Here is a 13,750-nt window from a genome sequence, read left to right as displayed (position 1 = left end):
TCCACGCTCGTCATCACGCACCCACCCTCGGGAAGCCGGCCGGCTCCATGTTCGTCATCACGCACCCACCCTCGGGAAAGACGCCGCTGTCGTGAACTCGCCGGATGCGGACGCCACGGTCAATTCTCCCCCGTCCCCGGCGATCCGCTGCCGCAGCGCCGAGAGCCCGTGCAGTTCGAGCTTCCCGTTGCTCGCCGCGCCGTCGTTGACGATCGTGATGCCCGCCGCGCCGAGCGTGATCCGTACCCGTGTGGCCTGGGCGTGCCGCAGGATGTTGGTGGTCGTCTCGCGCAGCACCTGCCCGAGCATCTCGCTGACCCGTGGGTCGGCCTCGGACTCGCGGGTGACACGCACCCGGATCCCGGCCGCCTCGAACAGGTTCTTCGCGTTCTCGAGCTCGGCCGCCAGGTTCAGCCGCCGTTGCCCGTACGCGAGCTCCTTGGTCTGCCGGATCGTGTCGCTGACCAGTTCGTGGATCTCTTGCAGCTCGGCCTCGGCGCGGGCCGGGTCGCTGTGCACGAGTTTGCACGCGAGCGCGGCCTTCAGCTTGACGACGTGCAGCGTGTGCCCCTGGATGTCGTGCAGGTCGCCGGCGAACCGCACCCGTTCACGGGTCACGGCCAGCTCGGCCTCGCGTTCGCGGGCGACCTCCAGTTCCTGCACCAGGTCGTAGAACCGCTCGCCGACGAAGGAGAGCACGATCACCAGCGTGGTCAGTCCGGTGGGGATCAGCACGAACTTGACGAACACATCGCCCTGGGACAAGAGCTGGAAGACGCCGACGCCGGCCGTGGACCCGTCGCCGGAGTCGATCAGCAGGCGGGACGCGCCGGCCGCCGCGACGAAGACCACCAGGGCGCCCGCGGCCTCGTACCGCCGGCGGGACAGCCGGGGAATGGCCATCGAGGCCACGGTGGCGATTCCCCAGTACGCGTTGGGGCTGCCCACCACGAGCGCGCCGACCGGCCACACCACGGCCGCGACCACCGCGCACGGCAGAGCGACCCGGCCGATGTCGTTGGCCGTCCATCGCTCGAAGGCCACCACCGCCGCGATCACGCCCGGCGCCAGGACCAGCGCGTGCCACCAGACCCGCACGTCGACAGCCACCACGACCACGGCCGCCAGCATGAGCGGCGGCAGCGCGGTGTACAGGTTGAGCCGGCGCAGGCGTCCCTGGGTGGCCTCGGTGATGCGCAACGCCCGTGAGTTCACCTCACCAGTATTCGCGGTGCCGGGGGCCGCCAGTAGTGACACCATGTCATGTCCGCTCATGACACAGCGGCACTGACCGTACGGCGATTCCGCTGGTTCTCTCGACTCATGTCCACATCGCCAGTCATCGAAGTCGACCACCTCAACCTCACGTACGGCGACTTCCACGCCGTCAAGGACCTGTCGTTCGAGGTCCGGCCCGGGGAGCTGTACGCGCTCCTGGGCACCAACGGCGCCGGGAAGACGTCGACCCTGGAGATCGTCGAGGGTCACCGCGCCCCGTCGTCGGGCACCGTGCGCGTTTTCGGCCGCAGCCCCGGCGACCGTACGGCGGTGCGCCCCCGGATGGGGATCATGTTGCAGGAGAGCGGGTTCTCGCCCGACCTCACGGTACGCGAGTCGGTCGGCCTGATCGGCAAGCTGACCCGGCGTACGGATGATGCCGACCGCGTGATCGACGTCGTCGACCTGACCCGCAAGGCCGGCACCCGGGTCGGGCAGCTCTCCGGCGGTGAGAAGCGGCGGCTCGACTTCGCCACGGCCGTCTGGGGCACCCCGGAACTGATCTTCCTGGACGAGCCGACCACCGGCCTGGACATCCAGTCGCGCGACCACCTCTGGAACGCCGTCGACCGGTTGCGTGAGAACGGCTCGACCGTCGTGCTGACCACTCACTACCTGGAGGAGGCACAGCAGCGCGCCGACCGCATCGGGCTGATGCACCAGGGTGTCCTGAACCGCGAGGGCACAGTCGCCGAGCTGACCCGCACGCTGCCCTCGGTCATCAAGTTCACCCTGGCCACGCCCGTACCGGCCCTGCCGCTGCAAGGCGCCGTGGCCGCCGACGGGTCGGTGGTCGTCGAGACCTTCACCCTGCAGAAGGACCTGCACGTGCTGCTCACCTGGGCGCAGGAGAACGCCCTGGACCTGCGTGACCTGTCGGCCGGGGCGACCCGGCTGGACGACGTCTTCCGCGCCATCGAATCCTGAAAGAGGCTCCCGTGCTCGCCATCGCCCGTTCCGAACTCACCCAGATCTTCCGCAACCGGCTGGTGCTGGTCACCAGCCTGATCATCCCGATCGCGATCGGCGCGTTCTTCGTCTACCGGCACGAGGTTTTCGCCGAACAGGCCAGTCTGGGCTACATCGCCGCGATCGTGATGTTCACCGTCGGCGCCTTCGGGCTCTACACCTCGACGGTGACGACGCTGGCCTCGCGCCGGCAGAACCTGTTCCTCAAACGGCTGCGGTCCACTGCCGAGAGCGACCGCGGCATCCTGGCCGGGCTGGTGCTGCCCGCCACCGTCATCGCGCTCGTGCAGCTGGCCGGCATCCTGGTCGTGTTCGGCGTGGTCGCCGGGCAGCCCGACAACGTTCCGCTGCTGGTGGTGGCCGTGATCGCCACGGTGGCCATGATGATCGGTCTGGCCCTGGCCACGGCCGGTGTCACGAACTCCCCCGAGCACGCCCAGGTCACCACGCTGCCGGTCAGCCTCGGCGTGATCGCCGTGGCGAGCTGGGTCGGCATCACCGGCACCGAGGAGCTGGCCCGGGTCAAACGGATCCTGCCCGGCGGCGCGGCCACCGAGCTGGTGCTCAACGCCTGGAACGGCGGGGTGGCGCTGAGCGACTCGCTGCTGCTGCTCGCGCCCACGTTCGCCTGGGTGGTCGTCGCGGTCACCTTCGCCCGGCGCATGTTTCGCTGGGAACCGCGCCGCTGACCCTGCTCAGCGGCGGTGGCTGCGGGGCCGCACCACTGGGAGCACCACCGTCGCGTCGGCGTCGGTGGCTCCCAGCCGGCGGGCGCGCAGGCGCTGCCAGATGAAGTAGCCGATCCCGATGGCCACGGCCGCGATCACGAGCTTCTGGAAGACGCCCGCGTACCCCTCGACCCGGTGCCAGTTCTCACCCAGCGCATACCCGGCGCTGACGAACAGGGTGTTCCAGATGAAGCTGCCCAGCGTGGTGAGGGCCGTGAACTTCCAGAAGCTCATCCGCTCGACCCCGGCGGGCAGCGAGATGAAACTGCGGAACAACGGCACCATGCGGCCGAAGAAGACCGCCTTGGTGCCGTGCTTGGCGAACCACTCCTCGCAACGGTCGAAGTCCTGCACCTTGACCAGCGGGATGTAGCCCACCAGGGTGCGGGTGCGCTCACGGCCGAGCAGGGCGCCTGCCCAATAGACGATGATCGCGCCGAGCACCGAGCCCAGCGTCGTCCAGAACAGGGCCTCGGGCAGGCTGAACACGCCCCGGCTGGCCGAGAAGCCGGCCAGCGGCAGCACCAGTTCGCTCGGGATGGGCGGGAACAGGTTGTCGAGGCCCACGATGAGGGCGGCGCCCACGCCACCGAGCGATTCCATCAGGCCGACGGCCCACCCGGTCAGCCCGCCGGCAGTTTCGGGGGCGGCTTCGGCGAGCACAGTCACAAACGCTCCTCGAGGTCGTCGTCGGCGGGTCCGGTCTGTGGCCCCCTGCAGTATCGACGGCCTGCCTGAGAGTTCCCTGGTTGAAGGTTGCTCACAGTCCGTGACGAACGGCGCGACTCCTCCCTCCGTCCGCCCCGGCGAGCGGTGAATCCTGTCCGCGTGCTCCCATCCGCGGTTCGACCCCATCCGCGCCGCCTGAGCTGGGGGTTCGTGGATTTAAGGATCTTTAAGGTTCCTGTTCTGATCCGTCGTTGCGGGGCCGGGCGTACTTGTCGGTACCTGCACGAAGCAGCCCGACGACCTAGGAGCACGCATGTACCGGAGCCAGACGCGCAAGATGTCCTCGACGACCCGCAAGGTGGTGCTGGGCGCCTCGGCCGTGGTGCTCGCGGGTGGGGCCTTCGCGATCAGCACCGGGATGAGCAGCGCGGGCGAGAACTGTGCCGGGCTGGACCAGGCGCTGCGGCAGAACCTGCAGTTCATCGCGGGGCAGCGGGCGGCGCCGGACGCTCAGTCGGAGGCGCGGATCGCCAACCGGCAGGCCGTTGTCGACCTGATCAACCAGCGACGGGGCGTGGCGGGCTGCACCGCCGACGTGGCAGCCGAGGTCCCGGGCGCGGCCGCCGGCAACCAGGGCGCCGGCCAGCAGGGCGGGAACAAGGGTGGGCAGCAAGGCGCCAACCCGCCGGCAGCCGCCAACCCCCCGGCCGCGCCGCCCGCCGCGGGGAACGGCTCGGCCAACGGGCCAGCGAACGGCACCGGGGCCGGCGAGGTTGTCTGCAAGGGCTCGACCGTCACGCTGTCCGGCGAGGCCGGCGCCCCGTTCGCGTCGAGCGGCACGTTCCCGATCGGCACCACTCTGAAGGTCACCAACCTGGACAACAACAAGAGCATCACCGTCAAGGTGGAGACGACGTCAGGTAGCTGCGTTCTGCTCAACAACGCGGCGTTCGAGGGTGTGCGGGAGCCGGGCAAGTTCCTGATCCGCCGTGCGGTGATCGAGCGGGTCGGCTGACCCGCGGAGTCCGGCGGGAACCGCCCGGCGCGGCGTCAAAGCTCGCCGGGCGTTCCCGCGTTCAACGGCTGAACCCGCAACGGCGCCTTGCGCACCTTGCCGGATCCGGTGCGCGGAAGGTCCGGGACCATCTCCACGTACACGGGCATCTTGTAGCGAGCGAGCCGCCCGGAGAGGAACGCGCGCAACCCGGCCGCGTCGACCCGGCGCCCGGCCACCGGCACCACGAAGGCCCGCCCCACCTCGCCCCAGCGGTCGTCGGGCACGCCGACCACGGCCACCTCCGCCACGTCGGGGTGTTCGAAGACGGCCGCCTCCACCTCGGCCGGGTAGACGTTCTCGCCGCCTGACACGTACATGTCCTTGAGCCGGTCGACGATGTGGAAATGCCCCTCGTCGTCGACCACCGCGACGTCACCCGACCGGAACCACCCGCCGTCGGCGAACGCGCCCGCCGTGGCCTGGGGATCCTCCCAGTATCCGGGCGTCACGTTCGGCCCCCGGATCAGGACCTCCCCCGGCTCGCCCGGTTCGGTGTCGGTGAGGTCGGGCCGCACGCATCGCACGTCGGCGAAGAACACCGGCACCCCCGCCGACCCTTTGTGCGCGTGGCTTTCCCGCGCCTCCAGGAACGTCGCGCCCGGCGCGGTCTCCGTCATGCCGTAACCCTGGCAGAAGGTCAAACCCCTTTCCTCGTACGCGGTGATGAGCGCGGCGGGTATGGAGGCGCCCCCGCTCATGACGCTGCGCACCGACGACAGGTCCGCCCCCGCCCAGCGCGGCGACCGGGTGAGCGCCGCGAACATGGCCGCCACCCCGAACATCCAGGTGACCCGCTGCTCCTCGATGAGCTCGAGCGCACGGTCGGCGTCCCAGGCCGGCATGATCACGCTGGTTCCGCCCTTGAGGAAGGTGGGCAGCAGGCACTGGTTGAGCGCGGCCACGTGGAACAGCGGCGCACCGATCAGCCCGACCTCGTCTCCGGCGACGTCCACGCCGACGAGCAGGTTGAAGCAGTTCCAGATGACGTTGCCGTGGGTGAGCACCGCCCCTTTCGGCCGCCCGGTGGTGCCCGAGGTGTAGAGGATGAACGCCGGATCGTCGTTGTCCACAGGCACGTCGAACGCGGGCCGCGGCGCGTCCACCAGCCACTGCTCGTACTTGTCCACCAGGCCGACAAGCATGGGTCCTGTGGACAACGCCCGGACGACCGGCTCGCTCGTGGGTGCGTACACCAGAACCTTGGGGCCGCTGTGGGCGAGCATGTAGTCGATCTCGGGCGCGGTCAGGCGGAAGTTGAGCGGCACGAACGTCGCCCCGAGCAGGTGGGTCGCGAACATCGTCTCGACCGCCGACGGGTGGTTCGGCCCCAGGTAGGCGACCCTGTCACCCCGGTCGACGCCGGCCTCCCGCAGCCGGCCGGCCAGCCGTGTGACACGGTCGTGCAACTCGGCGTAGGTGATCCGCCGTCCCTCGAAGACGAGCGCGGTGCGACCCGGCGAGATCGCGGCACGCCGGGCCGGCCACGCTCCCAGGCCGGCGTTCCTCATGCGTAGTAGCGGTACACCGGCCGGGCCACACAGGCGGGCTTGTCCACACCGTCGATCTCCACGGTGAAGTCGAGCACCATCTGCACGCAACCGGGCTTGATCTCCTGCACCTCGGCGACCGCGGCGGCCAGGCGGATCTTCGAGCCCACCCGTACGGGGCTGGGAAAACGCACCTTGTCGAGGCCGTAGTTGACGCCCATCTCGATGCCCTCGATAGTGAGAATCTCGGAGAAGAACGGGATGACGAGCGACAGCGTCAGGTACCCGTGCGCGATCGTGCCTTTGAACGGCCCGCCGCGCGCCCGTTCCAAGTCGACATGGATCCACTGGTGGTCGCCGGTGGCCTCGGCGAACGCGTTCACCCGCTCCTGCGTCACCTCGAGCCAGGAACTGTGCCCCAGATCCCGGCCGGCCAGCGCCTTCACCTCGTCGAGTCCGTTCACGGTGATCATGCGATGGTCTCCTTGTCGTCGGCGAGCCCGAGCACCCGGGCGGCGTTGTCCTTCAGGATTTTGGACCGCACCCCGGGTTTGATGTCCAGTGCCGCGAAGTCGGCCAGCCAGCGGTCGGGGGTCAGCACGGGGTAGTCGGAGCCGAACAGCACCTTGTCCTGAAGCAGCGTGTTGGCGTACCGGATGAGCTGCGGCGGGAAGTACTTCGGCGACCATCCGGACAGATCGATGTGGACGAGCGGTTTGTGGGTGGCCACGGCGAGCGCCTCGTCCTGCCACGGGAACGACGGGTGCGCCAGGATGATGGTCAGGTCGGGGAAATCCACAGCCACGTCGTCCACAAGCATCGGGTTGGAGTACCGCAACCGGATGCCGCCGCCACCGCGCACACCGGCGCCTATCCCGGTCTGGCCGCTGTGGAAAAGCGCGGGAACACCCATCTCCTCGATCGCTTCGTACAGGGGGTAGGCGATTCGGTCGTCCGGCGCGAACCCCTGCAGGCTCGGGTGGAACTTGAACCCCCGCACGCCGTGATCCCGCACCAGACGGCGAGCCTCCCGCACCCCCGCCCGGCCCCGATGCGGGTCGATCGACGCGAACGGGATGAGCACATCGCCGTGCGCCGCGCAGGCCTCCGCGACCTCCTCGTTGCGAATGCGGGGATGCCCGGTCAGATGTTCGGCGTCGACAGTGAACACGACCGCGGCCATACGGCGCTCGCGGTAATAGGCGGCAGTCTCGTCGACGGTGGGCTGCCGCGGGCCACCGGCCTTGAAATAGGCGGCCGAGGCCTCGAGCAGTTCCGGGCTGAGCGAGACATGCCCGTCCCGGCTGACCTCGCAATGCGTGTGCACATCAATGGCCGTCAAGTCGTCAACATTCATACCGGCGTCCGAAATGTCCAAGCGAGCGGGCGGGACGGGCGAGAGGAGCGGGGCACAACGTCCGAGCAGGAGGACGGGGCGGGCGAGAGGAGCGTGGGAACGACGTCCGAGCAAGAGGTCGGGGCCGACGAGACAACGGCGGGCAGCCGGTCATTGCAGGCTTCCCGGGGCCGGAATGCCGTACGTCTCGGGTTGCGCGCCGATTCCCGTGGGCCATTCGGCGGCAATGGCCTCGGCCGACCATCCCCCGCCCGCGAACGCGACGGCTTTCTCGCTCGGATGCGACCACAACGACAGCCGGTCCCCACCGATCCCGATCGCCTGTCCGGTGACGTCCGCGGCCGCCTCCGACGCCAGGAACACGACCAGCCCCGCGGCGTCGTCAGCGGTTCCCAGACCTTCGTCGCGCCGCAGCCAGTCGGGCAAAGGCTCCCCCGTACGCTCCGACTCCTCGATCAGCGGCGCGAAGGCGGGAATGGTGCGGGTCATCTCGGTCGCCGCCACCGGCACGACCGCGTTGACGGTGATCCCCGCACGGGCGAGCTCAAGAGCCCACGTACGCGCCATCGCAGCGATCCCGGCCTTGGCGGCAGCGTAGTTGGTCTGCCCGAAGTTGCCGCGCTGCCCGGCCGGCGACGACACCAGGATCAACCGGCCGCCCTCCCCCTGCTCGCGCATGCGCGCCGCCGCCGCCCGCGCGCACGTGAACGTCCCGCGCAGGTGGACGCGCACGACCGCGTCGAAGTCGTCGTCGGTCATCTTCCACAGCACCCGGTCCCGCAGGATCCCGGCATTGGTCACCATGATGTCGAGCCGCCCGAACTCCCGTACGGCGGTTTCGACGAGCTGGTCGGCGGCGGCGCTGTCACCCACCGCGGCCGCCACACCGGTCACCCGCCCGCCGTCCGCGCCGATCGCCGCGACCGCCTTGTCCACCACTTCCGGGTCGAGGTCGTTGACCACAACGGCAGCCCCCGCCGCCACCAGCGCTCGCGCGTACGCGAACCCGAGCCCGCGACCGCTCCCGGTAACAATGGCCACCTTGCCGCTGAGATCCATCACTCCTCCTGTTCCGCCGAAGGCCCCGTCGTCTCCGCGCCGGACACGTCCGTTCGCGGCACCCGAGCCGATTCGGACGCCCCCGTCCGGCTCATCACCGGCCGATCGCCCGAGTCCGCCCGATCTCGCCCCTTCCCGCCACCGAACGGCAGGGGCCCACCCGTTGTCCCCGGCTCCTCACCGGCACTCCGTGGCCCCGAAACCGTGGGCCCGCTGCCTGTGCGGTCCCCGGCACTGGTTCCTGCGCCGACCCCGGAACCCGAAGCCGCTCCACCCCCGGCCCCTGCGCCGACCCCGGAATCCGAAGCCGCTCTGTTCCTGGTGCCGGCTCCTGCGCCGACCCCGGATTCGAGTGCCGCCGGCGCATCGTCGGTCCGGGGGCCGACCGTCACCGACCCGGCCCGCCCGCCGTCTGCTGCGGGCCCGCCCGGCCCGCCGCCCGTCGCAGACCCGCCCGACCCACCGCCTGTTGCCGACCCGCCCGGCCCACGGCCTGTTGTAGACCCGCCCGGCCCGCGGTCCGTCGCAGACCCGCCGTCTGTTGCCGACCCGGACAGCCCGCCGTCTGTTGCCGACCCGGACAGCCCGCCGTCCGTCGCAGACCCGCCCGGCCCGCCGTCTGTTGCCGGGCCGGTGAGGATCGCGGGAAACAGCCGGCGCGTGAGACGCTGGGCGGCGGGCACCAGACCGCCCGGCAGGTAGCGCACCGCGATCACCAGCAGCAGCGCGTACACCGCGTACGAGAGCACGCTCGGAGCGTACGAGGGCATGCCGGGCTGGGTGCCGAGCGTGTTGAGCGCCTGCACCAGCAGCACGATCACGACCGCGCCGACCAGCGGACCGGACAATGTGCCGAGCCCGCCGACGACCGCCATCACCACGAACTCGATCGAGAGCAGCACGGGGAACGATCCCGGCGACAGGTAACCGAGATAGAACGCGTACACGCCCCCGGCCAGGCCCGCGAACCCCGCCGACAACGCGAACACGGCCAGCCGATACGCCCCCACGGGAACACCACTGGCCGCCGCCGCGGTCTCGCTCGTCGCCGCCGCGCGCAGGGCCCGGCCGGATCGCGACCGCACGACGTTGCGCGAGACGAGCAGGGCCACCGCCAGAACACCCCAGGCCACGTACGCGTAACCGACGTCCTCGCGCAGTTCGAAGCCGGCCACCGACAACCGTGGAATGCCCTGCAACCCGATCGCGCCGCCCGCCCAGGTGCCCTGGCTGAGCAGCGACAGCAGAATGAGCTGGACGGCGAGCGTCGCGAACGCCAGGTGATGCCCGCGCAACCGCAGCAGCGGCGCCCCCAGCAGCACGGCCGCCACCGCGGCGATCAGCGGCGCGACCAGCAACCCGAGCAGCGACGGGAACCCGTGCACCGCGAGCAGCCCGGCCCCGTACGCCCCGATCGCGTAGAACGCCGCCTGCCCGAGCGGCACCTGCCCGGCGTACCCCATCAGCAGCGAGACCCCGACCGTGACCGTCGCGGTCAACCCCAGCAGCACGTACGTGGCCAGGTGCCGTTCCGGAAGCAGCGGCGGCAGTGCCAGCGTCACCAGCACGACCACCCCGGCCAGCCATTTGTTCATGTGGCCTCCCGTACGCCACCCGCACGCGCGGCCTGCACGATCATCACGGTGAGCATGAGCAGCAGCGCCACCTCGAGCTGGTACGCGCCGCCGCCGTAGCCCGCGATCAGCGTCTGCGCGACGCCGAGCAGCAACCCGCCCGCCAGCGCCACGAACGGCCTGGTCAACCCGCCGAGCACGGCGGCCGCGAACCCGTTCACGATCAGCGTCACGTCGCTGTCGAACGTCACCTGTTGCACCGGCGTGGTCAGTACCCCGGCCAGCCCGCCGAGGGCGCCACCGATCGCGAACGCGAGCAACCCCATCGCCCGTACGTCGATGCCGACCACCCGCGCGGCGTACCGGTTGCTCGCGCACGCGGTGAGCGCCTTGCCCAGGTCGGTGCGTGTGAAGAAGGCGGCCATCGCCACGAACACCGGCACCGTCACGCCGAGGATCAGCAGGTAGTGGGCTTGAATACGGGCGCCACCCACGGAAACGACGCCCGGCAGACCGCCGTACGAGCGCGGCTGGTCACCCCAGAGGACGATCTCGACCGCGTACGCGAAAACCCCCAGCCCCAGCGTGATGATGAGCGCGGCGCCCGGCTCCGTACCCGGCTTCCCGATCGCCACCACGCCGACGAGCAGCCCGACGCCGGCCGCCACCAGCACCGCCGCGAGCTCCGACAGCACGTGCGGGAGCCCGATCCCGAGCAGCGTGGACGTCAGCATCGCGGCCAGCACCGCGAACGCCCCCTGCGCGAAGTTGACCACGCCGGTCACCCGATAGATGGCGACCAGCCCACTGCCGACCAGCGCATAGCCCGCGCCCACACCCAGGCCCGTGACCACGTACGCGAGGAGGTCGTTCATCCGACCGGCCCGCCCAGGTAGGCGGAGACCACACGGGGGTCGCGGGCCAGGTCGGCGGTCGGCCCTTCGAGCACCATCCGGCCGGCTTCGAGCACGTACGCGCGGGCACAGAGCTCGAACGCGAGCGCCGCGTTCTGCTCGATCAGCAGGACGGCCAGCCCACGCTCGCGGTGCAGGGCACGAAGGTGCGCGGCGAGCGTGTCGACGACCATCGGGGCCAGGCCGAGGCTCAGCTCGTCGATCGCGAGCACGTCCGGCCGCGCCATCAGCGCGCGCCCGATCGCCACCATCTGCTGCTGCCCGCCCGAGAGTGTCCCGGCCGGGCGGCGGCCCAGCCCGTTCAGTTCCGGCAGCAGCTCGTAGATCGCGCTGGTGTCCCGCCCGTGCCGGCCGTTGCGCCAGCCGCCCAGCCGCAGGTTGTCGTCCACGCTCAGCTCCGCGAACATCTCGCGCCCCTCGGGGACCTGAGCGAGCCGCCCCTGGACATGCACCGTCCCGCCGGCCGCGGAGACCAGCCCCGCGAGCGCCTTGACCAGGGTGGACTTCCCCGCGCCGTTGGCGCCGATGAGGGCCACCATCTCGCCGGGGCCGACACGCAGATCGACACCGTCGAGCGCGGTCGCCGCCCCGTACCGGACGGTCAGCCCCGCCACGTCGACCACCGCCTGCCCGCTCATGCGGCCGATCCCTGGTGGTCGCCCAGGTAGGCCGCGATGACGGCCGGGTCGGCGCGGACCTCGGCCGGGCTGCCCTCGGCGATGACCCGGCCCAGGTCGAGCACTGTCACCCGGTCGGCCAGGCGCATGACGAAGCCGACGTCGTGTTCGACCAGCAGCATCGTCAGGCCCTCCGAGCGCAGTTCGGCCAGCAGCGCCGCCAGGTGCTCGCGTTCCCCCGTACGCAGGCCGGACGCGGGCTCGTCGAGCAGCAGCAGACGCGGCCGCCCGCACAGGGCCCGGGCGAGCTGGAGCGCACGCTGCTGCCCGAGCGGCAGCGACTCGGCCGGCCTGTCCGCCCACTGGGCCAGGCCGACCCGGTCGAGCGACGCCCGCGCCCGGGAAGCGATCAGACGCTCCGACCGTGCGTGCGCGGGCAGCCGCAGCGCCGCGGTCAGGAAGCCCGACCGGGTCGCCGTGTGCGCGCCGACCATGACGTTCTCGAGGGCCGTCATGCGGGGGAAGATGCGGGCGCCCTGAAAGACCACGCTCACCCCGAGCCGCGCCCGGCGGTGGGCGGGCAGCCGGTCGATCCGGGCGCCGTCGAGCCTCACGGTTCCCGCATCGAGGGCGAGCTGCCCGCCGATCAGGGCGAACAGGGTCGACTTGCCGGCCCCGTTCGGCCCGATGACCGCGCGCAGCTCCCCCGGGGGGACGTCGAGGCCGACCTCGCGTACGGCGTAGACCCCGCCGAACGCCCGCGACGCCCCCGCGACGCTGATCGAGACTCCCATCATTTGCCGCCCAGGCCGGCCAGCTTCTCCTGGGAGTAGGTGGTGGGTTCCATCTTTCCGGCCCTGACCGTGTTGACCGAGATGAACTCGGTGGTCAGGCCGCTGTGGTCGGTGGCCGAGTACTTGTACGTTCCGTTCGGGGTGGTCAGCGTCAGGCCTTCGAGCGCGTCGCGGACCTTGGCCCGGTCGGTGCTCCCGGCCTGGGTGATGGCGGCCGCGAGAAGCTTGACGCCGCTGTAGCCGTCCTGCGCGAACTGCGGCGGCGCGTAGCCGTGCTTGGCGGTGAACGTCGTCGACAGTTCCTCGATGGACTTCTTCTGTTCCCCGTCGGGCAGGGCGTCGCCGACCACGCCGATCGAGCTGATGATGGTCACGCCCTCGGCGGCGGGTCCGGCCGGTTCGAGGAACAGCTTGCTGGCCTGGGAACCGGTCAGCACCAGCGGAATCTTCAGGCCGCTGGCGGCGTACTGCTTGGTCAGCGCCACGGCGGGGGCGCCGGTGCCCCACACCATCAGGGCCTGCGCGTCCGACGAGCGTACGTGGGTGAAGACGGCGCTGAACTCGGTAGCGGTGGTCTGGAACTGCTCGATCGGGTTCAGCGTGACCCCGTACTCGGAAGCCTTTGCCTGCAGGCCCTTGAAGCCGGCCGTGGCGTAGCTGCTCTTGGTGTCGTAGGCGACCGCGACGCGGGTCAGCTTGCCCGCCTGGAAGTACTGGAGCGCGGCCTCGGCGTACGTGCCGGACAGGGCGGGCACGACGAAGACGTACGGGTGGACGGGGTTGACCTGCTCGTCGGCCGGTGTCAGCGAGATGTACGGGATCTCCTCGCGGTCGACCAGCGGGACGACGGCCAGCGCCGCGTTGGAGAACGGCGATCCGATGATGGCGTCGGATCCGTCCTTCAGCTCGTTGAAGGCGAGCACCGCCTGGTCGGGCAGGCTCTTGTCGTCGCGTACGGAAAGCTCGATCTTCCGGCCGTTGACGCCGCCGGCGGCGTTGATCTGCTCGACGGCGAGGGCGACCGATTTCTGGTTCTCGGTGCCGAGCGGTGAGTAGTTGCCGGTCAGCGAGACGATCTGACCCACTTTGATGGGGTCGTCGCCGCCGGAGGACGAATCGGAGTTGCCGCCGCAACCGGTGGCCACGACGAGCACGAGAGCGGTGATGAGGACGGTTCTGCGCACGTATACCTCCCAAAGCCGGGAGCACGTTGACGAGGAATATCGGAACCGAAGTTAGGCGCATCG

14 protein-coding genes are annotated in these 13,750 nt (G+C 70.7%); 3 read left to right on the top strand and 11 right to left on the bottom strand.

Annotation, left to right across the window (positions count from 1 at the left end; genetic code table 11):
• Window positions 1–57 precede the first annotated feature (57 nt).
• On the bottom strand, window positions 58–1,215 hold the full coding sequence (locus tag C8E87_RS35135) for a sensor histidine kinase (RefSeq protein ID WP_203720825.1): 1,158 nt from the start codon (window positions 1,213–1,215) through the stop codon (window positions 58–60).
• A 108-nt stretch (window positions 1,216–1,323) separates the two neighbouring features.
• Between C8E87_RS35135 and C8E87_RS35130 the strand changes: the two genes are divergently transcribed.
• Together C8E87_RS35130 and C8E87_RS35125 are read left to right on the top strand one after the other, a co-directional pair.
• Entirely contained in the window at window positions 1,324–2,205 is an 882-nt protein-coding gene (locus C8E87_RS35130) for an ABC transporter ATP-binding protein (protein ID WP_133877714.1), read from the top strand.
• 11 nt (window positions 2,206–2,216) lie between these two features.
• The gene (locus C8E87_RS35125) at window positions 2,217–2,936 is read left to right on the top strand and encodes an ABC transporter permease (RefSeq protein ID WP_133877713.1); all 720 of its coding nucleotides are present in this window, start codon (window positions 2,217–2,219) and stop codon (window positions 2,934–2,936) included.
• A 6-nt stretch (window positions 2,937–2,942) separates the two neighbouring features.
• Here C8E87_RS35125 and C8E87_RS35120 read toward each other — a convergent pair whose 3' ends face one another.
• Window positions 2,943–3,644 carry a DedA family protein gene (locus C8E87_RS35120; protein WP_438866217.1) on the bottom strand — a complete coding sequence of 234 codons (702 nt, stop codon included), beginning with the start codon at window positions 3,642–3,644 and terminating at the stop codon, window positions 2,943–2,945.
• A gap of 313 nt (window positions 3,645–3,957) precedes the next feature.
• Between C8E87_RS35120 and C8E87_RS35115 the strand changes: the two genes are divergently transcribed.
• A complete protein-coding gene (locus C8E87_RS35115; RefSeq protein WP_133877712.1) occupies window positions 3,958–4,659 on the top strand; it encodes an SCO2207 family protein in 702 nt (233 codons plus the stop codon).
• Window positions 4,660–4,694: 35 nt separating this feature from the next.
• On the opposite strand, the gene C8E87_RS35110 is transcribed toward C8E87_RS35115, so the two are convergent.
• From C8E87_RS35110 to C8E87_RS35070, 9 genes are all read right to left on the bottom strand, one after another.
• Entirely contained in the window at window positions 4,695–6,209 is a 1,515-nt protein-coding gene (locus C8E87_RS35110) for an acyl-CoA synthetase (protein ID WP_133877711.1), read from the bottom strand.
• Window positions 6,206–6,661, bottom strand: coding sequence for a MaoC family dehydratase (locus tag C8E87_RS35105; RefSeq protein WP_133877710.1), 456 nt, complete (start codon window positions 6,659–6,661; stop codon window positions 6,206–6,208). Before C8E87_RS35105 ends, C8E87_RS35110 begins: the two co-directional genes overlap by 4 nt.
• On the bottom strand, window positions 6,658–7,530 hold the full coding sequence (locus C8E87_RS35100) for an amidohydrolase family protein (protein WP_438866215.1): 873 nt from the start codon (window positions 7,528–7,530) through the stop codon (window positions 6,658–6,660). The genes C8E87_RS35105 and C8E87_RS35100 overlap by 4 nt, the downstream gene beginning before the upstream one ends.
• A gap of 165 nt (window positions 7,531–7,695) precedes the next feature.
• Window positions 7,696–8,604, bottom strand: a complete 909-nt coding sequence (locus tag C8E87_RS35095) for an SDR family oxidoreductase (RefSeq protein ID WP_133877708.1) — start codon at window positions 8,602–8,604, stop codon at window positions 7,696–7,698.
• Complete coding sequence (locus C8E87_RS45985; RefSeq protein ID WP_239080452.1) at window positions 8,604–10,199, bottom strand: branched-chain amino acid ABC transporter permease; 1,596 nt, start codon at window positions 10,197–10,199, stop codon at window positions 8,604–8,606. The genes C8E87_RS35095 and C8E87_RS45985 overlap by 1 nt, the downstream gene beginning before the upstream one ends.
• Window positions 10,196–11,053 carry a branched-chain amino acid ABC transporter permease gene (locus C8E87_RS35085; protein ID WP_133877707.1) on the bottom strand — a complete coding sequence of 286 codons (858 nt, stop codon included), beginning with the start codon at window positions 11,051–11,053 and terminating at the stop codon, window positions 10,196–10,198. Before C8E87_RS35085 ends, C8E87_RS45985 begins: the two co-directional genes overlap by 4 nt.
• Window positions 11,050–11,730, bottom strand: a complete 681-nt coding sequence (locus tag C8E87_RS35080) for an ABC transporter ATP-binding protein (RefSeq protein WP_133877706.1) — start codon at window positions 11,728–11,730, stop codon at window positions 11,050–11,052. Before C8E87_RS35080 ends, C8E87_RS35085 begins: the two co-directional genes overlap by 4 nt.
• The gene (locus tag C8E87_RS35075; RefSeq protein WP_239080453.1) at window positions 11,727–12,506 is read right to left on the bottom strand and encodes an ABC transporter ATP-binding protein; all 780 of its coding nucleotides are present in this window, start codon (window positions 12,504–12,506) and stop codon (window positions 11,727–11,729) included. Before C8E87_RS35075 ends, C8E87_RS35080 begins: the two co-directional genes overlap by 4 nt.
• Complete coding sequence (locus C8E87_RS35070) at window positions 12,503–13,687, bottom strand: ABC transporter substrate-binding protein (protein WP_133877704.1); 1,185 nt, start codon at window positions 13,685–13,687, stop codon at window positions 12,503–12,505. Before C8E87_RS35070 ends, C8E87_RS35075 begins: the two co-directional genes overlap by 4 nt.
• Window positions 13,688–13,750: the final 63 nt, after the last annotated feature.

The organism is Paractinoplanes brasiliensis (assembly GCF_004362215.1).
Classification (GTDB): domain Bacteria; phylum Actinomycetota; class Actinomycetes; order Mycobacteriales; family Micromonosporaceae; genus Actinoplanes; species Actinoplanes brasiliensis.
Note: the sequence above shows the minus strand (reverse complement) of the source record. Positions and strands in the feature narration are given on the sequence as shown.